Annotated in this window: 25 protein-coding genes; 16 read left to right on the top strand and 9 right to left on the bottom strand. The window is 68.4% G+C overall.

Going from position 1 to position 19,241, the window contains the following annotated elements:
* The first annotated feature begins 16 nt into the window (after nucleotides 1-16).
* The 4 genes from hspQ (at nucleotide 17) to ACT4N3_RS08695 (ending at nucleotide 2,061) form a co-directional block, all read left to right on the top strand.
* Nucleotides 17-394 (top strand): heat shock protein HspQ, encoded by a 378-nt coding sequence (gene hspQ / locus ACT4N3_RS08710; protein WP_444854828.1) that lies wholly within the window; start codon nucleotides 17-19, stop codon nucleotides 392-394.
* A 114-nt stretch (nucleotides 395-508) separates the two neighbouring features.
* Nucleotides 509-1,024 carry a 50S ribosomal protein L21 gene (gene rplU, locus ACT4N3_RS08705; protein ID WP_444854826.1) on the top strand — a complete coding sequence of 172 codons (516 nt, stop codon included), beginning with the start codon at nucleotides 509-511 and terminating at the stop codon, nucleotides 1,022-1,024.
* Between the two features lie 25 nt (nucleotides 1,025-1,049).
* Nucleotides 1,050-1,322, top strand: a complete 273-nt coding sequence (gene rpmA / locus ACT4N3_RS08700) for a 50S ribosomal protein L27 (protein ID WP_444854825.1) — start codon at nucleotides 1,050-1,052, stop codon at nucleotides 1,320-1,322.
* Between the two features lie 178 nt (nucleotides 1,323-1,500).
* Nucleotides 1,501-2,061: a GNAT family N-acetyltransferase gene (locus ACT4N3_RS08695; RefSeq protein WP_444854824.1), complete on the top strand. Its 561-nt coding sequence runs from the start codon at nucleotides 1,501-1,503 to the stop codon at nucleotides 2,059-2,061.
* A gap of 106 nt (nucleotides 2,062-2,167) precedes the next feature.
* Here ACT4N3_RS08695 and ACT4N3_RS08690 read toward each other — a convergent pair whose 3' ends face one another.
* Complete coding sequence (locus ACT4N3_RS08690) at nucleotides 2,168-3,028, bottom strand: metal-dependent hydrolase (protein ID WP_444854823.1); 861 nt, start codon at nucleotides 3,026-3,028, stop codon at nucleotides 2,168-2,170.
* 43 nt (nucleotides 3,029-3,071) lie between these two features.
* Between ACT4N3_RS08690 and ACT4N3_RS08685 the strand changes: the two genes are divergently transcribed.
* Nucleotides 3,072-3,659, top strand: a complete 588-nt coding sequence (locus tag ACT4N3_RS08685) for a TetR family transcriptional regulator (RefSeq protein WP_444854822.1) — start codon at nucleotides 3,072-3,074, stop codon at nucleotides 3,657-3,659.
* On the opposite strand, the gene ACT4N3_RS08680 is transcribed toward ACT4N3_RS08685, so the two are convergent.
* Entirely contained in the window at nucleotides 3,656-4,342 is a 687-nt protein-coding gene (locus ACT4N3_RS08680; protein WP_444854821.1) for an intradiol ring-cleavage dioxygenase, read from the bottom strand. The genes ACT4N3_RS08685 and ACT4N3_RS08680 overlap by 4 nt on opposite strands.
* Nucleotides 4,343-4,445: 103 nt before the next feature.
* Between ACT4N3_RS08680 and ACT4N3_RS08675 the strand changes: the two genes are divergently transcribed.
* From ACT4N3_RS08675 to ACT4N3_RS08665, 3 genes are read left to right on the top strand one after another with little or no spacing between them, the layout of a single operon-like run.
* Nucleotides 4,446-4,784, top strand: a complete 339-nt coding sequence (locus ACT4N3_RS08675) for a VOC family protein (RefSeq protein WP_444854820.1) — start codon at nucleotides 4,446-4,448, stop codon at nucleotides 4,782-4,784.
* A gap of 41 nt (nucleotides 4,785-4,825) precedes the next feature.
* Nucleotides 4,826-5,875, top strand: coding sequence for a GTPase ObgE (obgE, locus tag ACT4N3_RS08670; protein ID WP_444854819.1), 1,050 nt, complete (start codon nucleotides 4,826-4,828; stop codon nucleotides 5,873-5,875).
* Nucleotides 5,872-6,786 carry an NAD-dependent epimerase/dehydratase family protein gene (locus tag ACT4N3_RS08665; protein ID WP_444854818.1) on the top strand — a complete coding sequence of 305 codons (915 nt, stop codon included), beginning with the start codon at nucleotides 5,872-5,874 and terminating at the stop codon, nucleotides 6,784-6,786. The genes obgE and ACT4N3_RS08665 overlap by 4 nt, the downstream gene beginning before the upstream one ends.
* Before the next feature lie 53 nt (nucleotides 6,787-6,839).
* Here ACT4N3_RS08665 and ACT4N3_RS08660 read toward each other — a convergent pair whose 3' ends face one another.
* The gene (locus ACT4N3_RS08660; protein WP_444854817.1) at nucleotides 6,840-7,280 is read right to left on the bottom strand and encodes a MerR family transcriptional regulator; all 441 of its coding nucleotides are present in this window, start codon (nucleotides 7,278-7,280) and stop codon (nucleotides 6,840-6,842) included.
* Nucleotides 7,281-7,353: 73 nt separating this feature from the next.
* On the opposite strand from ACT4N3_RS08660, the gene ACT4N3_RS08655 reads away from it, so the two are divergent.
* Nucleotides 7,354-7,734 carry a hypothetical protein gene (locus ACT4N3_RS08655; protein ID WP_444854816.1) on the top strand — a complete coding sequence of 127 codons (381 nt, stop codon included), beginning with the start codon at nucleotides 7,354-7,356 and terminating at the stop codon, nucleotides 7,732-7,734.
* Nucleotides 7,734-7,970, top strand: coding sequence for a GDCCVxC domain-containing (seleno)protein (locus ACT4N3_RS08650; RefSeq protein WP_444854815.1), 237 nt, complete (start codon nucleotides 7,734-7,736; stop codon nucleotides 7,968-7,970). Before ACT4N3_RS08655 ends, ACT4N3_RS08650 begins: the two co-directional genes overlap by 1 nt.
* Nucleotides 7,971-8,416: 446 nt before the next feature.
* Here ACT4N3_RS08650 and ACT4N3_RS08645 read toward each other — a convergent pair whose 3' ends face one another.
* The gene (locus tag ACT4N3_RS08645; RefSeq protein WP_444854814.1) at nucleotides 8,417-8,938 is read right to left on the bottom strand and encodes a Pycsar system effector family protein; all 522 of its coding nucleotides are present in this window, start codon (nucleotides 8,936-8,938) and stop codon (nucleotides 8,417-8,419) included.
* Between the two features lie 115 nt (nucleotides 8,939-9,053).
* Here ACT4N3_RS08645 and ACT4N3_RS08640 point away from each other — a divergent pair, with 115 nt between their 5' ends.
* From ACT4N3_RS08640 to ACT4N3_RS08630, 3 genes are all read left to right on the top strand, one after another.
* Nucleotides 9,054-9,314, top strand: coding sequence for an acyl carrier protein (locus ACT4N3_RS08640; RefSeq protein WP_444854813.1), 261 nt, complete (start codon nucleotides 9,054-9,056; stop codon nucleotides 9,312-9,314).
* Complete coding sequence (gene spt / locus ACT4N3_RS08635) at nucleotides 9,311-10,513, top strand: serine palmitoyltransferase (protein ID WP_444854812.1); 1,203 nt, start codon at nucleotides 9,311-9,313, stop codon at nucleotides 10,511-10,513. Before ACT4N3_RS08640 ends, spt begins: the two co-directional genes overlap by 4 nt.
* Before the next feature lie 121 nt (nucleotides 10,514-10,634).
* A complete protein-coding gene (locus ACT4N3_RS08630; RefSeq protein WP_444854811.1) occupies nucleotides 10,635-12,641 on the top strand; it encodes an ATP-binding protein in 2,007 nt (668 codons plus the stop codon).
* Here ACT4N3_RS08630 and ACT4N3_RS08625 read toward each other — a convergent pair.
* The 5 genes from ACT4N3_RS08625 to ACT4N3_RS08605 are packed head-to-tail and all read right to left on the bottom strand — an operon-like array spanning nucleotide 12,601 to nucleotide 15,944.
* A complete protein-coding gene (locus ACT4N3_RS08625) occupies nucleotides 12,601-13,473 on the bottom strand; it encodes a hypothetical protein (RefSeq protein WP_444854810.1) in 873 nt (290 codons plus the stop codon). The genes ACT4N3_RS08630 and ACT4N3_RS08625 overlap by 41 nt on opposite strands.
* The gene (locus ACT4N3_RS08620) at nucleotides 13,470-13,991 is read right to left on the bottom strand and encodes a hypothetical protein (protein WP_444854809.1); all 522 of its coding nucleotides are present in this window, start codon (nucleotides 13,989-13,991) and stop codon (nucleotides 13,470-13,472) included. The genes ACT4N3_RS08625 and ACT4N3_RS08620 overlap by 4 nt, the downstream gene beginning before the upstream one ends.
* Nucleotides 13,992-14,008: 17 nt before the next feature.
* The gene (locus tag ACT4N3_RS08615) at nucleotides 14,009-14,407 is read right to left on the bottom strand and encodes a hypothetical protein (protein WP_444854808.1); all 399 of its coding nucleotides are present in this window, start codon (nucleotides 14,405-14,407) and stop codon (nucleotides 14,009-14,011) included.
* Nucleotides 14,408-14,454: 47 nt separating this feature from the next.
* Nucleotides 14,455-15,429, bottom strand: coding sequence for a diacylglycerol/lipid kinase family protein (locus ACT4N3_RS08610; RefSeq protein WP_444854807.1), 975 nt, complete (start codon nucleotides 15,427-15,429; stop codon nucleotides 14,455-14,457).
* A gap of 2 nt (nucleotides 15,430-15,431) precedes the next feature.
* Nucleotides 15,432-15,944, bottom strand: a complete 513-nt coding sequence (locus ACT4N3_RS08605; protein ID WP_444854827.1) for a DUF2141 domain-containing protein — start codon at nucleotides 15,942-15,944, stop codon at nucleotides 15,432-15,434.
* Between the two features lie 145 nt (nucleotides 15,945-16,089).
* On the opposite strand from ACT4N3_RS08605, the gene ACT4N3_RS08600 reads away from it, so the two are divergent.
* The 3 genes from ACT4N3_RS08600 to ACT4N3_RS08590 form a co-directional block, all read left to right on the top strand.
* Nucleotides 16,090-17,466: an amidohydrolase family protein gene (locus ACT4N3_RS08600; RefSeq protein ID WP_444854806.1), complete on the top strand. Its 1,377-nt coding sequence runs from the start codon at nucleotides 16,090-16,092 to the stop codon at nucleotides 17,464-17,466.
* Nucleotides 17,459-18,574 (top strand): dipeptidase, encoded by a 1,116-nt coding sequence (locus ACT4N3_RS08595; RefSeq protein ID WP_444854805.1) that lies wholly within the window; start codon nucleotides 17,459-17,461, stop codon nucleotides 18,572-18,574. Before ACT4N3_RS08600 ends, ACT4N3_RS08595 begins: the two co-directional genes overlap by 8 nt.
* A partial coding sequence (locus ACT4N3_RS08590; RefSeq protein WP_444854804.1) for a bile acid:sodium symporter family protein occupies nucleotides 18,571-19,241 on the top strand: 671 nt, incomplete at its 3' end. The genes ACT4N3_RS08595 and ACT4N3_RS08590, both read left to right, overlap by 4 nt.

Genomic DNA, 19,241 nt, shown 5'->3' with positions numbered 1-19,241 from the left:
TCCCTACATTGGCCGCATGACCCAGTCCGACAACATCCGCATCGGCGACGGCGACCCGATCGCCCCGCCGATCGCCCATGCCCGCTTCGCGATCGGCGAGGTGGTGAAGCACCGGATGTTCGATTTCCGGGGCGTGGTCTTCGACGTCGATCCGGTCTTCGCCAACAGCGACGAATGGTATGAGGCGATCCCGGAGGACATCCGGCCGGCCAAGGACCAGCCCTTCTACCATCTCCTCGCCGAGAATTCGGAAAGCTCCTACGTCGCTTACGTCAGTCAGCAGAACCTGCTGCCCGACGAGGTCGGCGACCCGGTCGATCATCCGGCGATCGGCGAGATGTTCGAGGGCTTCGCCGAAGGGCGCTATCGCCTGCGGCCCGAGCGGCGGCACTAGGCGCCCGCTTCGGCCGCTGTCGGTTGACACCGGCCGCTCCCCCTTATAGCAGCCCGGTTTCCGCGCGGAGCCCCGGCTTTCGCGCGCAAGCGTTTTTGATGATTGGATAGGCCCATGTTCGCCATCGTGCGCACGGGCGGCAAGCAGTATCGCGTCGCCGCCGGAGACAAGATCGTGGTCGAGAAGCTTGCCGGCGAGGCGGGCGATTCGGTCGAACTCAGCGACGTCCTGCTCGCCGGCGACGGCGGCGAGCTGAAGGCGACGTCCGGCCTCGTCGTGGCGGCGGAGATCGTCGCCCAGGCGAAGGCCGACAAGGTGACGGTGTTCAAGAAGCGCCGCCGCCACAATTACCGCCGCAAGCGCGGCCACCGCCAGCAGCTGACGATCCTCAAGATCCTCAGCATCGGCGGCGAGAAGCCGAAGAAGGCCGCCAAGGCCGAGGCCGCTCCGGCCGCGGAGAAGCCGGCCAAGGCGCCGAAGGCCGAGGCTCCGGCCAAGGGCGGCGCAGAGACGCCGGCGGAGGCCAAGGCCGAAGCGCCGAAGAAGGCCGCAGCGACCAGGAAGGCGGCCGATGCTGCGCCTGCGAAGAAGGCCTCGACCAGGACGCCTGCCGCTGGTAAGGGCGAATAAACGAAATTCAGGTTAGAGAAGGCCCATGGCACATAAGAAAGCAGGCGGCTCGTCGCGTAACGGCCGCGATTCACAATCGAAGCGCCTCGGCGTGAAGAAGTTCGGCGGCGAGAGCGTCACCGGCGGCAACATCATCGTGCGCCAGCGCGGCACCAAATATTATCCCGGCCAGAATGTCGGCATCGGCAAGGACCATACCCTGTTCGCGCTTACCGCCGGCACCGTCGCGTTTCGCGACGGCAAGCTGGGACGCAAGTTCGTCTGCGTCGACATGCCGATTACCAGCGCGGCGGAATAGGAGCGGTCAAGGAAAGGCCGTTCCGGGAGGAGCGGCCCAAGGTTCTTAGGACAGGACCAAGTGAGGGAGGGGCCGCCGCCTCTCCCTTTTGTTTTGTCTCCCTCACGCCAACATGTCGCCGGCGCGTAACCCGAAAGGGTCAAGCGCGCCGGGGGCGGGAGCGAGAAGGAAGAGGCAAATGTTCGCGAGAACGCCCCGGTTGCTGTTGAGACCCGGCTGGAGAGAGGATGCGCCGCAGCTCGTGGCGGCAATCGCCGACGAGCGTATCGTCTGCAACCTCGCCCAGGCACCCTGGCCCTATCGGCTGAGCGATGCCGAAACCTTCCTTTCGCGCGAGCGCAGGCCGCATGAGCCGTCCTGCCTCATCTTCCGGCGCACCGAGGGTGCGCCGCAGCTGATCGGCGGCATCGGCGTCGGCCGTCTGCCCGACGGCGACGAGCTGGAATTCGGCTACTGGCTGGCGCGGCCCTATTGGGGCCAGGGCTATGCGACCGAGGCCGGCTGCGCCCTGATCGCCAATGCGCGCCATACGCTCCGGCTGAAACGGTTGGTCGCCGGCCACTTCACCGACAACCCTGCCTCCGGCCGGGTGCTGGCGAAGCTCGGCTTCAAGCCGACCGGCGTGACCCGCCTGCGCTGGAGCGCCGGACGGCGGGCTGAGGCGCCATGCCGCGATTTCGTGCTCGATCTCGATCGGCAAGAAGAGTCGTGTTCGGAGCCCTGCCCGATGGCGGCATAAGGAGCTCCCCCTCTCCCGCTTGCGGGAGTGGGCCGGGGTGAGGGTCTGACGAAAAGACGAAGACCCTCACCTTAATCCTCTCCCGCGAGCGGGAGAGGAGAAAGTCTCAAGCCGTCGCCGCACCCACCGGCATCAGCGCCGCCTCGTACTCGCTCTCGGCGCGCGCGATCAGCGCCCGGTCGTCATGGTTCCACGGGTGGAAGCCGGGCAGGAAGAAAGCGAGCCAGGCGCCGAAGATCTTGCGCAGCATCCCCGGCCGGACCCAGGCGAACCACAGCATCCGCGCCCAGGCCTTCGGGCCGGTAATGCCGTCCTGGCGCAGCAGCTCCAGCGTGCCCCTGCTCCGGTCGACGATGAAGTTGCGGGTGACGAACAGCATCACCTTCGCCTTGACCTTCCAGCGCAGCCGCCGCGGCCAGGCCTTCGTCGCGTGCAGCCAGGTGTCATAGGCGACGCCCTTGTGCTCGATCTCCTCGATCGCGTGCCAGCGCCACATCGCCGCGCTCTCCGGATCGGCGCGACCGAGGTGGCGCGGATTGCGCAGCAGCTGATTGGCGAGGATCGCGGTGAAATGCTCCAGGCACATCGTCGCCGCGAGGCTGACGATCGGCGGCTTGGCGCGGGTGATCGCCAGCCGGTACTCCACCCGCTCCTCGAGCGGCGTCAGGTCATAGCCCGCCTCGATCGCCCGGCGGTTGAACTGCACATGCTCGCGGCTGTGCATCACCTCCTGGGTGGTGAAGGCCTTGATCTCGGCGGCGAGCTTCTCGTCCGCGCCCTCGCGGAACATCCGGACGCTCTCGACGAAGAAGGCCTCGCCGATCGGGAAAGTCGCGCTCAGCGCGTTGTAGAAGGCGGTGGCGACCGGATCGCCGCCCATCCACCAGCGGTCCTGCGTCATGCCGCGGCCGAAGCGGCGGTCGCGCGGCGTGATCGTGAGGTCGGCGGGTGTCACGGCGCGACTCATGCGTTAAGCTCCTTTGGAACGGAGATATGTCATACTTACACAAGTGTCAATAAAGCGGGAACGACTGTCGCCGGAGGAAAGCCGGGCCGCCGCGTTGGAGGCGGCGCGCCGACTGCTCCTCGAGCGCGGGCCGCAGGCGGTGACGCTCAAGGCGGTCGCGGCCGAGATCGGCAAGAGCCATGCGAACGTGCTTCACCATTTTGGCTCTGCGGCCGGCCTGCAGGCGGCGCTGGCGGCATCGCTCAGCGACCGGGTCTGCGCGGAGATCGCCTTGGCGGTCCAGCGCGCCCGCGCCCATGAGATCGACCCGATCGAGATCGTCGACCGCACCTTCGACGCCTTCGACAAGGAGGGCGCGGGCGCGCTCGCCGCCTGGATGATCCTCTCTGGCAATCGCGATGCGCTGAACCCGATCCTCGACGCGATCCATGCCTTGGTCGACCAGCTCCGCGAGGGCCATGAGGGGCATCCGGTGCGCGAGACGACGCTCTGGCTCGTGCTCGCCGCCGCGGGCGATTCGCTGATCGGCGCGGAGCTGGCGCAGGCGCTCGGCCTGCCGCGCGGCAAGGCACGCGAGATCGCCCGGCAGCAGCTGATCGCGACCACCGAGCTGCGCGCAGGACCGCGCTAACTCAACGCGATCACAATCGCGCCGTCGAGGCCCGCGCCGTTGCGGGTCACCTGCGCCATCGGCACATGCGCGCCCGACCGGCGGAAGATGCCGTCCTCCTCGTTGCGCCGCCGTTCGCCGCGTTGACCGGCATAAGGGCCTTCGCGAAAGACGGCGTCGTTCAACTCTTCGGGAAAATAGAATTGCGAGGTCACTTCGCGCCCGTCCGGCATCCAGGCCTTGAGATGAATATGGGTCGCGCGGCCCTGATACCAGCCGGGATAGATGGTGTTGAACGTCGCCACGCCCTCGGCGTCGGCGAACTGGGTGCCGCGCAGCCAGCGCTGGCCTGACGAACGCTCCTGGTCATAGCCCGAATAGACGCCGGCGGCGTCGCAATGCCACAGATCGACCCGCGCCCGCTGCGACGGGGCGCAAGCGGCGGCATCGACGATCTGCAGCCGCAGCCGCAGCGGCACGCCCGGCTTGCCTTCGGCGATGTCGGCGCGGACCAGCTCGGGGTCGAAATAGAACGGCCCTTCGGTCTGCTGGGGCGTGACTGGACAGGTCGTCCCCGCGATCAGGCGATTGCTCGACGCCACCGGCGGCGTCGCACGTTGCCCGGCAAGCGCAAGGATCGGCAACGCGCCCAGGCCGGCGGCGCCGACGCCGATCAACAATTCGCGGCGGTGAATCAGGGTCATCGGAACGCGCCTCCTTTTCGCCCTGTCGCCCAGCCGTGTCGCAGGCTTATACCGGACCGGACGAAAACTGTCCCCGATTGTCGCGAAGCGAAGGAGCATCCGCATGATCAGTGGCGCGCATGTGATGATCTTCACCCAGGACGAGGCGGCCGACCGCGCTTTCCTGCGCGACGTGCTCGAAATCCCGTGCATCGATTCGGGCGGCGGCTGGCTGATCTTCAAGCTGCCACCGGCCGAATTGGGCGTGCACAGCCACGAGGCGAACGACCTCCACAAACTCTATCTGATCTGCGACGACCTCGACGCCGAGATGGCGCGGCTCGCCGGGCGCGGCGTGACCTGCGACGAGCCCCAGGCGGCAAGCTGGGGCCGCTTCACCGGCGTGCCGCTGCCGGGCGGCGGCAAGCTCGGCCTCTACGAGGCGCATCACAAGCGGCCGTGACCGCCCTTTCCTCCCTTCCCTTGCCGCACTAAGTCGCGGCGGTGCATTTCCTCGACCAGGCCAAGATCTTCGTCCGCTCCGGCGCGGGCGGGCCGGGCGCGGTCAGCTTCCGGCGCGAGAAGTTCATCGAATATGGCGGCCCGGACGGCGGCGACGGCGGCAAGGGCGGCGACATCGTCTTCGAGGCGGTGGCGGGCCTCAACACGCTGATCGATTTTCGCTACACCCAGCATTTCCGCGCCCCGCGCGGCAAGGGCGGCGCGGGCTCCAACCGCACCGGCGCGGGCGGCAAGGATCTGGTCGTCAAGGTGCCGGTCGGCACCCAGATCCTCGCCGACGACGAGGCGCGCACTTTGCTCGCCGATTTGACCGGGGTCGGCGAGACGCTCGTCTTCCTGAAGGGCGGCGACGGCGGTCGCGGCAATGCCAGCTACAAGACCTCGACCAACCGCGCGCCCCGTCAGCACGGCACCGGTTGGCCGTCGGAAGAGGCCTGGGTCTGGCTGCGCCTCAAATTGCTCGCCGACGCGGGGCTGGTCGGGCTTCCGAACGCCGGCAAATCGACCTTCATCAATGCGGTTACCAACGCCCGGGCCAAGGTCGGGGCCTATGCCTTCACCACCACCCGCCCCCAGCTCGGCGTCGTCCGCCACAAGGGCGGCGAGTTCGTCGTCGCCGACATTCCCGGCCTGATCGAGGGCGCTGCCGAAGGGGCCGGGATCGGCGACCGCTTCCTCGGCCATATCGAGCGTTGCCGCGTGCTCCTCCATCTCGTCGACGCCAATGACGAGGATGTGGCAACCAGCTACCGCGTCGTCCGCGACGAGCTGGAGGCCTATGGCGCCGGCCTCACCGAAAAGCCGGTCGTCGTCGCGCTCAACAAGATCGACACGCTGGACGACGAGCTGATCGCGGCGCTTTCGGCGGAGCTGGAGGAAGCGAGCGGCGCCGCGGTGATCCCGATCTCCGCGGCGGCGGGAACCGGCCTCGACTGGGCGCTCGACAAACTGCTCGAAGCGATCGGCCCCCACGGCGCGGCGGTAAGCGCGGACGACGAAGGCGAGGATGCGATCATATGGTCGCCACTATGAGCGCCACGCTCGCGATCACCGGAGCGACCGGCTTCGTCGGCTCCCGATTGATCGCGGTCGCACGGGCGGCGGGGCATCCGGTGCGCGCGCTGACCCGCGGGCCTCGCCCGGCCGAGCCCGGCCTGATTTGGGTCGAGGGCACGCTGGACAGCACGGACGCGCTCGCCGCGCTGGCCGACGGCGCCGATGCCGTCATCCATGTCGCCGGCCTCATCAACGCGCCCGACCGCGCCGCCTTCGACGCGGTCAACGTCGCCGGCACGGCACACATGATCGACGCCGCCCGCGCCGCCGGCGTGAGGCGCTTCATCCACATCTCCTCGCTCGCCGCGCGCGAGCCGGGTCTGTCGGATTATGGCGGCTCCAAGGCGCGCTCGGAGCAGGTCGTCGCCGCGTCGGGCCTCGACTGGACGATCCTTCGCCCACCCGCCATTTACGGTCCCGGCGACCGCGAGACGTTCGAATTGTTCAAGATGGCGCGGCGTGGCTTCGTCGCCTTGCCGCCCAAAGGCCGCTTCTCGGTCATCCATGTCGACGATCTCGCGCGGCTGATCCTCATCCTGCTCGACGCGCCGAACTCGATCGGCGAAACCTATGAGCCGGATGACGGCCGCGAGGGCGGCTGGGAGCATCGCCATTTCGCCCGCACCCTCTCGCGCCTTTTCGGCAAGCGCGCCGCGACGCTCGCGGTGCCCGCGCCGGTGCTCAAAGGTGCGGCGCGCCTCGACCGGCTTGTCCGCCGCGGCAAGGCCAAGCTGACGCCCGACCGGGCCCGCTATTTCTCCCACCCGGATTGGGTCGCGGCCGCTGAGCGGCGCCCCCCGGCCAGCCTGTGGACGCCGCAAATCCGCACGCCGACCGGCCTCAAGGAGACGGCTTCTTGGTATCAGGCGCAGGGCTGGCTGCGCTAGCCTGACCTGGAACCCTTGGCGATCGGCATATCGGTCCGGCGCGTTGGGCAAGGCTATGGGGTCTGATGCTGCGACAATTCTTCATCGAGCAGATCGATGATCGCGCACTCCGGGACCGCTCCACCGGAGCAACGTTTGATCGTGGTGGCGAGCAACCGTTCCAGCTTCGCGAGATCGGCGATCTTGGCGCGGACCTGCTCCAGATGATGCGCCGCGATCTCCCGAACCTCTACGCAAGAGGCTTTGCCGGGTCCGCCTAGGTCGAGAATCGCCCGCACTTCCTCCGGCGCGAAGCCGAGGCCGCGCGCACGGCGGACGAATCCCAGGGTTCTCGCGTGCCCATCGTCATAGATGCGATGACCGCCTTCGGTTCGGGGCGGAGCGGCCAGAATGCCGATCCGCTCAAAGTAGCGGATCGTTTCTATATTCACCCCGGTTCGGCGGGCCAGCTCACCGCGCGAGATGCCGCCGCCTCTCCGACCTCCTGCCGCCATTACGATTTCCCTTGATCCTGTAATCGCTACAGGTGCCACATAACAGCGAATCACCCGGGAGGTGAAATTGCGAATGTCTCAACGTTTCAAATCTCCGGACGGCGGCGTCGCCGCTTTGGGCACGCTTGCGAGCTTCGGCGCGCTGCTTTCCGCCGCCGCCTGCTGCGTGCTGCCATTGGCTTTGGGTTCGATCGGCTTGGGAGCCAGCGGGCTAGCCGCTTTCGTCCCCTATCATTGGCCCCTCACAATTGCGGCCGTCCTAGCCGTCGCCGCAGGCTGGTTCCTCTACATCCGAAAAAGGCGCGCCCGCGCCGCCGATACCGGCTGCACGGTTGCGCCGCCGACGCAAGCCACTCTTCTGATGCTGACTTTGGCCACGATAGCCGTGGCTCTTTCCGCGCTTTGGCCCGGATATATCGAACGGCCGCTGATGGGGCTGCTTGGAGGGGCGTGATGCAGTTGATCTCGACCCTAGTCTGCCCGGAGTGCGGCGGCGCCTCGCAAGAGACGATGCCGACCGAGGCCTGCCAGTATTTCTACGATTGCCCGCATTGCGGGGCCGTGCTGCGTCCAATCAAAGGCTATTGCTGCGTGTTCTGTTCCTATGGCGACGTGCCGTGCCCTCCAATTCAGGAAGCGAACGCGACGGGCCAAATAGCATCGTGTGGCGGGGGAGGTTGCGATGGCTAGCGACTGTGCATCTGATGTCGATGGAACCGGAAAGGACTGGGCCGGCGACCGCCGAGCCTTTACCCTGCTTTGGGGACTTCCGACTGGGCTCATGATTGTCGCCGCATTTCTCAGTCCGGCGGCTCGGGCAATCGTCTGGACGGCAATGCTCCTTTGGATGGGCGGGGCATGCTTCCAAAATGCCCGGCGCTGCAAGCGGACGCATTGCCGTTTCACCGGCCCGTTCTTCGCCTTGATGGCCGTGCTCGTTGTTATCCATGCGGCTGGAATACTGCCTCTCGGTCCTTACGGCTGGAGCGTCCTCGGCGGCATAACCCTTTTCGGATTCGGCGCTCTTTGGTGGGCCAGCGAGCGACGCTGGGGCGCGTTTTTGCGTTGAGAGAAGCGCGCTATCAGGCGCGAACGCCACCGCTATCACTTACTGCTCCCGCTAGGCGGAGAGTCAATCAGACCAGATAAATCCACACATAGGCGCCGCAGCTCGCGACCAGGCCGACCAGCAGAATGCGATAGGCCCAGGCGAGCATCCGGTATTTCTTGCGCTGCAGGATCGCGCCGCCCTGATAGACGTCGCGGGCCATCGTCTCGTAGAGGCTGTGGTCGGCCTTCAGCCGGCTGGTGAGATCGGCGACGAACTCCTCCTCGCTCATCCGGGTGAACGTGCCGAAGAAGAGGATATTGGGCTTGCCGCCGCCCTGCTTCGCCTTGGTCGCGGGCAGCACCGCCAGGATCGCGAAGATCGCCGACAGGAAGGCGGCGCCGCCGAGGATCAGCAACGGCAGCGGCGCGCTCGCGCCCTGCGCGCGCCCGATCGTGATCGTGAAGATCACGAAGGTCGCGCCCATCAGGATGCTCGCCTTGGTGTCGGCCATTGCCGAAAGCTGGAGCTGGGCAAGCTGCGCGGTGCGCATCAAATGCACCGCGTTCACGGAATAGGTTTCGTCCGCGCCGTCGTCAGCGTCCGCCACAGGCCCGTCTCCCTGCCGCGTTCATGCCACGGAGTTGCGAGCCTTGCCAAGCATCGGCCCCGTTTCGGCCCTATTCGCTTGGCACCGCTCACCCAAAGAACCTAAAGGCTTGGGCATGACCGACAGAGACGAAACCTTCGACGCCGTCGCGCGGCTGATCACGCCGTTCAACAAGAAAGGCGCCGCGCTGACCGAGACGACAAGCTTCGCCGGCGATCTCGAATGGGACAGCCTGGTGGTGATGGACTTCGTCGCCTCGGTCGAGGACGAGTTCGACATATTGATCACGATGAACATGCAGGCGGAGATCGAGACGGTCGGCCAGCTCGTCGATGCGGTCGACACGCTCAAGAACGAGAACCCGACCCGGGCATGACCGATCTGTTCAGCAAGTTCGATCCGCTGATCGAGCAGCGCGAGGCGTTGCTCGCGACCGGCGTCAAGGACCCCTTCTCGCTCGTCATGGAGAAGGTGCTCTCCCCCACTCGCGCGATCTGCAACGGCAAGGAAACCATCCTCCTCGGCACCTACAATTATATGGGGATGACGTTCGACGACGACGTCATCCAGGCCGGCAAGCGGGCGTTGGACGAATTCGGCTCGGGCACGACCGGCAGCCGCGTCCTCAACGGCACATATCAGGGCCACAAGGAATGCGAAGAGGCGCTGAAGGCCTTCTACGCCATGGACCATGCGATGGTCTTCTCGACCGGCTACCAGGCCAATCTGGGCGTCATCGCCACCATCGCCGGCAAGGACGACTATATCGTCCTCGACATCGACAGCCACGCCTCGATCTATGACGGCTGCGCGATGGGGAACGCCAATATCGTCCCCTTCCGCCACAACGACATTTCCGCGCTGGAAAAAAGGCTGGCGCGCATCCCGGAGGGCGCCGGCAAGCTGGTCGTGCTGGAAGGCGTCTATTCGATGCTGGGCGACATCGCGCCGCTGAAGGAGATGGTCGCTGTCTCCAAGGCGGCCGGCGCGATGGTGCTGGTCGACGAGGCCCATTCCATGGGCTTCATCGGCGAGAACGGCCGCGGCGTCGCCGAAGCGCAGGGCTGCCTCGACGATGTCGATTTCGTCATCGGCACCTTCTCGAAGAGCGTCGGCACCGTCGGCGGCTTCTGCGTCTCCAACCATCCCAAGTTCGAGATCCTCCGCCTCGTCTGCCGGCCCTATGTCTTCACCGCCTCGCTGCCGCCAAGCGTCGTGGCGACCGCGGCGACCTCGATCCGCAAGCTTATGCACGGCTCGAACAAACGCGCCCATTTGTGGGAGAATTCGAAGCGCCTCCATGCGGGCCTCAAGGCGCTCGGCTTCCAGCTCGGCACCGACGAGCCGCAATCCGCGATCATCGCCGTGATCATGCCGGACCTGGAGCGGGGTGCGGCGATGTGGGAGGCGCTGCTCTCCGAGGGCCTCTATGTGAACCTCGCCCGGCCGCCAGCGACGCCGGCCAACATGACCTTGCTGCGCTGCTCGCTCTGCGCCGAGCATAGCGACGCCGAAGTCGGCCAGATCCTCGCCATGTTCGAGCGGGCCGGCAAGGCGGTCGGCATCATCGTCTGAACGAAATGGTTCCGAATTTATTGGTTAACTGCGGCAAGCCGAGCGATTCCGGGCGATAAGCCGCGACGCGCCGCTCCTGCTCCGCCTTCCCTCGCCTCGCACTGACGCCTAATTTTCGCGAATGGCGGAGGAGGGATACGAGCGCGCCGACGAGGGCGGCGGGCCGTCGCGTAGCGCATTGTGGGTCAGCGCGGGCGCGCTGGCGGCGACGATGGCGCTTATCGCCCTCATCATGCTCATCACCGGCGCGAGCCGCGCCCGCGACGAGGCGCTTGGCTGGGAGCGGCGCACCTATGAGGTGATCGTGATGACCCGCACGATCGATGCCGCCGTCGCCCGCTCCGAGGCGGCGCTCGGCCGCTATGTGCTCGACGAGCGGCAGCAGACCGGCACCGATTATTATAACGAGTGGCGAAACGGCGCCTATCAGATCGGCCAGCTCCGCCAGGTGCTCGGCGCCGACGCCGAGCAGACCGCGCGCGTCACCCGCCTCCAGGCCTTGTTCAGCCAGCGCGGCCAGGAATTGGCTCCCGCCGCGTCCGCCGCCCAGGCACGGCGTGGTCAGGACGGCCTGGGGCTTCTCTACCAGGCGGCGTCCTCTGCCACCCTCCCGGCTCTCCGCGCTTTGCTGCAGGATATCGCGCGAGCCGAGCGCGCCAATCTCGCCCGCCGCACGCAGGAGACGCAGGTCTTCGCCGCTCGCGTCGACGCCTATACCGACTGGCTCGGCTGGCTTGCGATCCTGATCGGGATCGGCGCCGTCGGACTCGCCATCCTCGCCTGGCGCGCCTTTCTCGACACGATGCGCGCCCGGCGGGAGGCGGCGAGCGCCGAGTACCGGGCGGCCGAGCTCGACGAGGCAGTGCACGCGCGCACGCTGGAGCTGAGCGCCGCCAACGAAAATCTGCAGCGCGAGATGGCCGAGCGCGAGGCCGCCGAGGCGAAGCTGCGCCAGGTCCAGAAGATGGAGGCGGTCGGCCAGTTGACTGGCGGCATCGCGCACGATTTCAACAACATGCTCGCGGTCGTCGTCGGCGGCCTCGATTTGGCCCGCCGCAAGCTGCACGGCCCCCGGCGCGAGGTCGAATATCATCTCGACAATGCGATGGAGGGCGCGACCCGGGCCGCCGCCCTCACCCGCCGGCTGCTCTCCTTCGCCCGCGCCGAGCCCCTGCTGCCCGAAGCGATCGCCCCGGCGCGGCTGGTCGAGGAGATGCTGGAGCTTGCCGACCGGGCGCTCGGCGAGCGGATCACGGTCAACACGCTCGCCCCGGATGAGGAATGGCTGGTCTGGGCCGACCGCACCCAGCTCGACAACGCGATCCTCAACCTCGCCGTCAATGCGCGCGACGCGATGGACGGCGCCGGCGAGCTGACCATCGCCATCGAGCATGTCGCGCTGCGCGCCGGCGCGATCGAGGCGCTGGCGGCGGGCGATTATGTCCGGATCGCGGTCAGCGACACCGGCCGCGGCATCGCGCCGGAGCACCTCCACCGCGTCTTCGAGCCTTTCTTCACCACCAAGCCGCTCGGCAAGGGCACCGGCCTCGGCCTCTCCCAGATTTTCGGCTTCGCGCGCCAGTCGCGCGGCGACGTGACCCTGGCCTCGACGCTCGGCGAGGGCACGACCGTCGCGCTCTATCTGCCGCGCTGGCTGGACGAGGCCGCGACGAGGCCCGCGCCGCGCCCCCGTGCGACGCATCCGGAGTCGATCGCCCGCGCCGCGCGCGCCGTCCGCATCCTCGTCGTCGAGGACGATCCGCGCGTCGCCCGCGCCACCTCCGGCGCGCTGGAAGAGCTCGGCCATCGCGCCGTCAACGCGGCGAGCGGCGAGGAAGCGCTGGCCCTGCTCGATGGGCCCGCGTCGGATGTCGATCTCGTCGTCACCGACGTGATGATGCCGGAGATGACCGGCGCCGAGCTCGCCGCCGCGATCCGCCGCCGCGGGCTCAATGTCCCGATCCTGTTCGTCACCGGCTATGTCGGCGAGGCGGGCGACGCCGACAATCTCGCCGAGGGCGATCTGCTGCGCAAACCGTTCACCGTCGCCGCTTTGGCCGAGGCGGTCGAGAACACGCTCGCGGGCGTCAGCGGATCGCGCCGCGCCGCCACAGGCGCGGCAGCATGACGAGCGCGCCGACGATCGGAAAGCGCCGCATCCAGGGCCGGACCTCGATCGCCGTGCCGGCGTGCCGGTTGATCTTCCAGGCGATATAATCGACCCCGCCGGAATAGGTCGTCGTCGCCTTGGCCAGCCGCGCCAGAGTCAGCGCCTTTCCCTTGCGCCGGAACCATCGCCAGCTTTTCGCCGCCTTGTCTGGGCGATGGGCGAGCGGCAGCGCCGCCTCGCCGAAACGGCGGTATCGCTCCAAATCGTCGTCGACGATCGACCCCGAGCGCCCCTTGCGCTCGGCGCGCAGCTCGCTGGCGTAGGTGAGCTCGAAGCCGCGCCGGAACAGGTCGAGCGGCTTCGCCCCCTTCGCCGCCATCGGACGGGCGTAGCCGAGCAAAGTCGGCGCCGCTCGGGCCACTGCGTCCACCGCCTTGTCGCGCGCCGCCTCGTCCATCGCCCAGACCAGCCGCGCGGGCTGGGCGAAGCGCGCCCACACGGATACATCGCCCGCTTCCGGCCCGTTCAGGCGGTGAAAGTCCGCCTCGCTCATCACCGCATATTTGGCGAGCAGCCGGTCATGGCTGAACGGGAACACGTTGGGCGGCAGCAGCCGGTTCCACACCGCGCGCCAGCCAAGCCCGAACGCGGCCCGATAGCTGGAGACGATCACGTAGAAATCGAGCATCAACCCGTCGAGCTGCTTCTCGCGCAGGCAGGAGCCGTAGAACAGCACCGCCCGCGCCGCTCCGGCATATTGCGCCGCGATCGCCGCCGCCATCGCCCGCGCCCGGGGCTCGACCGGCCGAGCCAGCTCGGCAGCGACGAGATCGCGCAGCCCGTGGGTCACGGATAGGTCTGGGCGTTGCACTCGCGCGCAAAGGCGGCGAGCGGCTCGCGCCCTTCTGCCATTCCGATCTGAAAGTCCGCCCGCGCCGCACCGCTGACGTCCAGCCAGGCGATGCCGAAGGCACGGGCAGCGAAGATTCGGCGATAGGCCGCGCCGTCGAGGCCAATTATCGACATCACTGCCTGGTTCATGACCACCGGCTGGCTGCCGGGCGGGGCGGCGTCGCGGGCGAGCGCGGCGTCGATGATCCAGGCGGAGCTGCCGCCCGCGCCGGTCAGCACCGCGGGATCGTCATGCGCGATCATCGCCATCACCACCAGCTCGCGCCGGTCGTTGCACAGGAACATGAGCTTGCCCGGTCCGTCGCCTTCGTTGGCCGTGGCGCGCAAATAGCGCTGGCCGGCGACGGTCTGGAAGTCCCACCGCGCTAGGCTTGGCGCGGGCGCGCTTTCGTACGGCGGCTGCGCGGCGCCGACGGACGCCAGCGCGGCAAGAGCCATCAGGACGGCTTTTCTCATGCCGTTCTTTTAGCCGCTCACTCCGACCGGCGATAGGGAACGAACGGCCCCGCCCGCGCCAGCCGGACGACTTCGGAGAAGGGGTCGGTCAGCTCGATCATCTCGCCTTCGCAGAGCGTCGGCAGGCCGCGGCGGTTGACGATCGCGTCGCGCCGGTCGAGCCGCTCGGCGCCGGCGGTCGGCCGGTTGACGTAGAGCGTATTGCCGATCCGATAGACGATCGCCGTCCGGTTCACGATCCTGATGCTGCCGGCGCGGCGGAAGTTGAGGCAACGCTGCGACGGGCCAGCCTCTACCCAGCCCTCCAGCAACCCGGCAAGCTCCGCCTCGTCGGCCGGCGTGGATTGGGCGGCCACCATGCCGCCCGCCAAACCGAGCACCACGGCAGCCAGCGAAGTGACGAACAGGCCCCTCATGTCGAACCTCCGCGCCGTCAACGAGCCGCGACCAGCGCGCGTTCCGCTCAGGCGGCGAGCCTGAGGAACGGCACCGGCGCCGTCGGCCTGAGGACGATCGGCCGGCCGGTGTCCGCCTCGAACGTCTCGCCGTCGAGGATCACGCTGGAGCGCGCGCCTTCGATCCTGATTTCGTCGCTGCGTTCGAGATGGACGCCGGCGAGGGCGCGTCGGCCAAGGCGGCCGCTCATCCCGGCGGCAAAGGCGCGCATCAAGGCGGGGAAGCTGCGGTCGATGAGGAGCATCTGCATCGAGCCGCCAGGCATACCGGCGGGGACGAGCGAGCCGTTGAACAGCAGCCGTTGCAGCGTCGTCACCATCAGCAGCGAGAACCGGCCCTGCTTCACACCGCTTCGCGTCACCGAAACGGTGAGTTCGCGCGACACGGGCGGGAGGAACCGCGCGTCCCGCCCGGTCAGCACGCCGGCGAGGCTGAGAACCAGGGTAAGGCCATGCGCCAGCCAGTTGGGGAGGCCGAGCGGATAAATCTTGTGCCGGCAATAGAGCATCGTGTCGGCGAGCCCCGCGCCGCCGAGGAACATGCCGAGCACCGGCCGCTCGCCGCCCTTGCCGTCGGACAGGGCGATCAGCTCGCGCTCGACGATGTGCGGCGCCATGTCGGTGCGGGCGAGCTCCAGCACCCGCTCCAGCGCGGTGATCGGGTCGCCGTTCGCGCCCAGATCCTGGGCGATGAGGTTGGTCTTGCCGTTGGGCAGCACAGCGACCGGCGGCGGGCTCCCGCAGAAATGGCCGCCCTGGTGCAACTCGGTCAGCGCCGCCTGCACCGTGCCGTCGCCGCCGTTGAGGACGATGACCTTGGGCCTGACCCGGGCAATGGTGCGCATCGCCTGGGCGATCTGGCCGACTTCCTCCACCTCATAGTGGAAGATGTCCTTTTCGTTCGCGCAAAAGCTCCGCACGCGCGGCAACTGGCTCAGATTGCCGCTCGACCGCGGATTGGAGAGGAGCGCGACCAGAGCCATGCTTATGCGGCCGGCCGGATGCTTAGGCCGTAACGGTAGAGCAAGGTGACGTTCACCCCCGCGACGCCGCGGCCGACGTTGAACGCGACGCTGTCATAGGACGGGCGCAGGCTGAGCAGGCTGACGCTCGGGTTGCGCGAGAAGCCGCCGCCGTCGCTCCAGCCCGAGCGGCCGTTGCCGTCCAGATCGTGGCGCACCGCGACCGCGTAGCGGCCCGCACTCGGCACCGCGACGCAGATCCGCATCGGCCCGCCGCCGGTCACCGGCACATTGACCTGGCGGACATATTGGCCGCGGGCGAGGAAGCGCGATGGGTTCGAGCCGTACACGTTGACCCGCACGCTGCCGGTCCGCTCGCGAAAACCGTTGACGTTGACCAGGATGGCCGAGCCGGTCGCGCCGCCGCCGCTGCGGCAGGCGGCCGAGTCCGGCCCGAGCTGCGCCGCCGCCGGCGCGCTCGCGAGAGAAAGGGGAAGCGCGAGCCCGAACGCCGCCCGAACGAGGAACTTGGACATCACTCAAAAACTCCCGAAGCGAGGCCGGCGCTCTGGCCGGCCGGGATTCGCCCCTGTTTCGCTGGCGCAGATGGCGAAGCCTTGCGGCCAAATTATGGTGACGGCGCGCCCAAATCGGGCAAAGGAGCGCCCGGGGAGGGACTTTGTGATCGCCTGGCTGACCCGATTTGCCGCATGTGCGGCGGCGCTGTTCGGCGCGGCGCTCGCCGCCGCCCAGCCGCCTTTCGCCCCCGCGCCGGAGACGGAACGGGTGGTCTATCGCCACGCGACCCTGATCGATGGCACCGGCACGGCGGCGCGTCGCGACATGGCGGTGGTGACCCGCGGCGAGCGGATCGAGGCCGTCCTTGCCGATGCGGCGCTTACGCCTGCCCAGACCGATGGCGCGCGCGTCGTCGATCTCTCCCGCCGCTTCCTGCTCCCCGGCCTGATCGACAGCCACCAGCATCTCGCCACGCCGCCCAATCGCCGCCAGGCCGAGGCGCTGATGCGCCGCGACATCTACAGCGGCATCACCGCGACGCGGATTATGGCCGATGATTTGAGATCGATCGCCGAGCTCGACCGCGCCGCGCGAGTCGGCGAGATCGCCGGACCTGACCTCTATTTCGCCGCCGTCGCCGCCGGCCCCAGCTTCTTCGCCGACCCGCGCACCCGGGCGATCAGCGGCGGCGGCTGGACGCCCGGCGAGACGCCTTGGGCGCAGGCGATCGACGATCGCACCGACCTCCCGCTCGCCATCGCCCGCGCCCGCGGCACCGGCGCGACGGCGCTCAAGATCTACGCCAATCTGTCGCCCCGTCTCGTCCGCCGGCTGACCGCCGAGGCGCATCGCCAGGGGCTGGCGGTCTGGGCGCACGGCATGGTCTTCCCGACCCCGCCGGCGGACGTGATCGCCGCCGGCCCGGACGTCATCTCCCACACCTGCTATCTCGCTTATCAGGCGGTCGAGCGGCGTCCGGCCCGCTATCAGGATCGCGCGCCGATCGATCCGGCGCCGTTCGCGAGCGGCGACAATCCGGTGATGGCGCGGTTATTCGCGGAGATGCGCCGGCGCAATATCATCCTCGACCCGACCTTGCGCGTCTATCGCGAGGTCGAGCGCCGCTCGGCGGGTGGCGGACGCCCGCCTTATTGCACGCTTGATCTCGCCGCCCGCCTCACCGACCAGGCACGCCGCGCTGGCGTCCTGCTCTCCGCCGGCACTGACGGCGACACGCCGCGAGAGGCGGCCTATCCGGCCTTGTTCGAGGAGCTGGAGCTGCTCGTCTCCCGCGCCGGGATGACGCCGCTGGAGGCGATCCGCGCGGCCACGCGGATCGGCGCGATGACCATGGGCCAGAACCGGCAGATGGGCGTGATCGCGCCGGGTTACCGCGCCAATCTCGTCGTCTTGGAACGCGACCCCGTCGCGGATATCGCCAATATGCGCTCGGTCCTGTTCGCAGTCCGCCGCGGCCGCCGCTTCGAGCGCGCCGATTATCGCCCGATCAGCCGCGAGGAGATGCCGGACGATGACTGATTTCTCCCGCCGCCTGTTCCTCGCCGCGGCGGGCGCGGCGGCCTTGCCGCTGCCGGCATTGGCGCAGCGGGGCGAGGATATGCTGATCGTCAACGCGCTTGGCGGCTTCGGCGACCCGAACCGGCCGCGCGGACAGGAGCCGTCGCGCGTGATCGAGCCGCGTGTCCTCGCCGATGCCCACGCGTCCGGCATGGACGCGGTAAACGTCACCCTGGGCTATGTCGCCGGCCCCGCCGAGCCGTTCGAGGACACGATCCGCGACATCGGCTTCTGGGACGCGCGGCTGCGCGCTCACCCTGGCGACCTCATGAAAGTGCTCACCGCCGCCGACATCCTCCGCGCCCGGCGCGAGCGTAGGATCGGCGTCATCTACGGCTTCCAGAATGCGGCGATGATGGGCGAGGACGCGAGCCGTGCCGAGGTCTTCGCCGACCTGGGCGTGCGCGTCATCCAGCTCACCTACAATCCCGCCAACCGGATCGGCGACGGATCGATGGCGCCGGACAATCGCGGCATAACGCCCTTCGGCCGCGAGGTGATCGCGGCGCTCAACCGCCACCGGATCATGGTCGACCTCAGCCACAGCGGCCAGCGCACCTGCCTCGAGGCGGCGCGTCTCTCGACCCGGCCGATCTCGATCAACCATACCGGCTGCCGCGCGCTGACCGACCTCCCTCGCAACAAGAGTGACGAGGAATTGCGCCTGGTCGGCGAGCGGGGCGGCTTCGTCGGCATCTACTTCATGCCCTTCCTGAGCCCCGACAGCGTCGCCGAGCCGGAGGACGTGGTCGCCCATATCGACCATGCGGTGAACGTCTGCGGCGAGGATCATGTCGGCATCGGCACCGACGGCGGCACGACCGCGGTCGACGACATGACCGCCTATCGCGCCCGCACCCGCGCCGAAGTCGCCGAGCGCCGCGCCTCGGGCATCGGCGCGCGCGGCGAGAATCCCGACACCCTGCCCTTCGTCGAGCGCCTCAGCGGCCCGAACCAGTTCCGCCAGCTCATCCGCCTGCTCCGCGCGCGCGGCTACCGGCAGGGGCGGATCGAGAAGATCATGGGCCAGAGTTTCGTCAACTATGCGCGGGAGGTCTGGGGCGGATGAGCCTGGACGCGGTCGCCTTCTTCAACACGACGCTCGTGCCGATCGGGCTGATGCTGATCATGTTCAGCATGGGCCTGACCCTCGCGCTGCTCGATTTCGGCTTGGTTGTCCGCCATCCCGTTCCGGTCGCGGCGGGCTTCGGCACGCACATCCTCCTCCTGCCGTTGCTCGGCCTCGCCATCGGCCTCCTCTTCCAGCTCCCGCCGGAGCTGGCGCTCGGCGTCTTCATCATCTCGATCTGCCCGGCCGGCACGACCTCGAACGCGTTGACCTTCGTCGGCCGGGGCAATGTCGCGTTGGCCGTGATCCTGACCGCGCTGACCAGCCTCGTCACCGTCTTCACGATTCCCTTGCTGCTGAGCTGGGCCGTCCCGCATTTCCTTGGCCAACAGGGCGGTGCGGTGCCGACCCTCTCCATTCCCAACACGATCATGCAGCTCGTCCGCATCACCGTGCTGCCGATCGCCGCCGGCATGACCGTCCGCCACTTCGCGCCCGATTTCGCCGCCCGCATGGCGCGTTGGCTCCGGCCGACCGCCTTCGTGATCCTGATCGCGGTGATCGCCGTCTCGGTGCTGGTCAGTCTCGAGATGGTCGTTGAGCGGCTGGTCGCCGTCACCCCCGCGATCGTCGCGCTCAACGTCTCGGCGATGGTGCTCGGCCTGCT

This window comes from Sphingosinicella sp. (assembly GCF_052388015.1).
GTDB lineage: Bacteria > Pseudomonadota > Alphaproteobacteria > Sphingomonadales > Sphingomonadaceae > Allosphingosinicella.
The sequence above is the reverse complement of the archived record's forward strand: the minus strand, read 5'-3'. Positions and strand labels throughout refer to the sequence as shown.

Bases quoted from the DNA above. Each gene is read 5' to 3' on its own strand.
- hspQ (WP_444854828.1), top strand. From the start codon at position 17: ATGACCCAGTCCGACAACATCCGCATCGGCGACGGCGACCCGATCGCC.
- ACT4N3_RS08675 (WP_444854820.1), top strand. From the start codon at position 4,446: ATGATCAGTGGCGCGCATGTGATGATCTTCACCCAGGACGAGGCGGCC.
- spt (WP_444854812.1), top strand. From the start codon at position 9,311: ATGACCGATCTGTTCAGCAAGTTCGATCCGCTGATCGAGCAGCGCGAG.
- ACT4N3_RS08610 (WP_444854807.1), bottom strand. From the start codon at position 15,429: ATGGCTCTGGTCGCGCTCCTCTCCAATCCGCGGTCGAGCGGCAATCTG.
- ACT4N3_RS08605 (WP_444854827.1), bottom strand. From the start codon at position 15,944: ATGTCCAAGTTCCTCGTTCGGGCGGCGTTCGGGCTCGCGCTTCCCCTT.
- ACT4N3_RS08680 (WP_444854821.1), bottom strand. From the start codon at position 4,342: ATGACCCTGATTCACCGCCGCGAATTGTTGATCGGCGTCGGCGCCGCC.
- rplU (WP_444854826.1), top strand. From the start codon at position 509: ATGTTCGCCATCGTGCGCACGGGCGGCAAGCAGTATCGCGTCGCCGCC.
- ACT4N3_RS08665 (WP_444854818.1), top strand. From the start codon at position 5,872: ATGAGCGCCACGCTCGCGATCACCGGAGCGACCGGCTTCGTCGGCTCC.
- rpmA (WP_444854825.1), top strand. From the start codon at position 1,050: ATGGCACATAAGAAAGCAGGCGGCTCGTCGCGTAACGGCCGCGATTCA.
- ACT4N3_RS08615 (WP_444854808.1), bottom strand. From the start codon at position 14,407: ATGAGGGGCCTGTTCGTCACTTCGCTGGCTGCCGTGGTGCTCGGTTTG.
- ACT4N3_RS08690 (WP_444854823.1), bottom strand. From the start codon at position 3,028: ATGAGTCGCGCCGTGACACCCGCCGACCTCACGATCACGCCGCGCGAC.
- ACT4N3_RS08650 (WP_444854815.1), top strand. From the start codon at position 7,734: ATGCAGTTGATCTCGACCCTAGTCTGCCCGGAGTGCGGCGGCGCCTCG.
- ACT4N3_RS08660 (WP_444854817.1), bottom strand. From the start codon at position 7,280: ATGGCGGCAGGAGGTCGGAGAGGCGGCGGCATCTCGCGCGGTGAGCTG.
- ACT4N3_RS08695 (WP_444854824.1), top strand. From the start codon at position 1,501: ATGTTCGCGAGAACGCCCCGGTTGCTGTTGAGACCCGGCTGGAGAGAG.
- ACT4N3_RS08655 (WP_444854816.1), top strand. From the start codon at position 7,354: ATGTCTCAACGTTTCAAATCTCCGGACGGCGGCGTCGCCGCTTTGGGC.
- ACT4N3_RS08595 (WP_444854805.1), top strand. From the start codon at position 17,459: ATGACTGATTTCTCCCGCCGCCTGTTCCTCGCCGCGGCGGGCGCGGCG.
- ACT4N3_RS08620 (WP_444854809.1), bottom strand. From the start codon at position 13,991: ATGAGAAAAGCCGTCCTGATGGCTCTTGCCGCGCTGGCGTCCGTCGGC.
- ACT4N3_RS08630 (WP_444854811.1), top strand. From the start codon at position 10,635: ATGGCGGAGGAGGGATACGAGCGCGCCGACGAGGGCGGCGGGCCGTCG.
- ACT4N3_RS08640 (WP_444854813.1), top strand. From the start codon at position 9,054: ATGACCGACAGAGACGAAACCTTCGACGCCGTCGCGCGGCTGATCACG.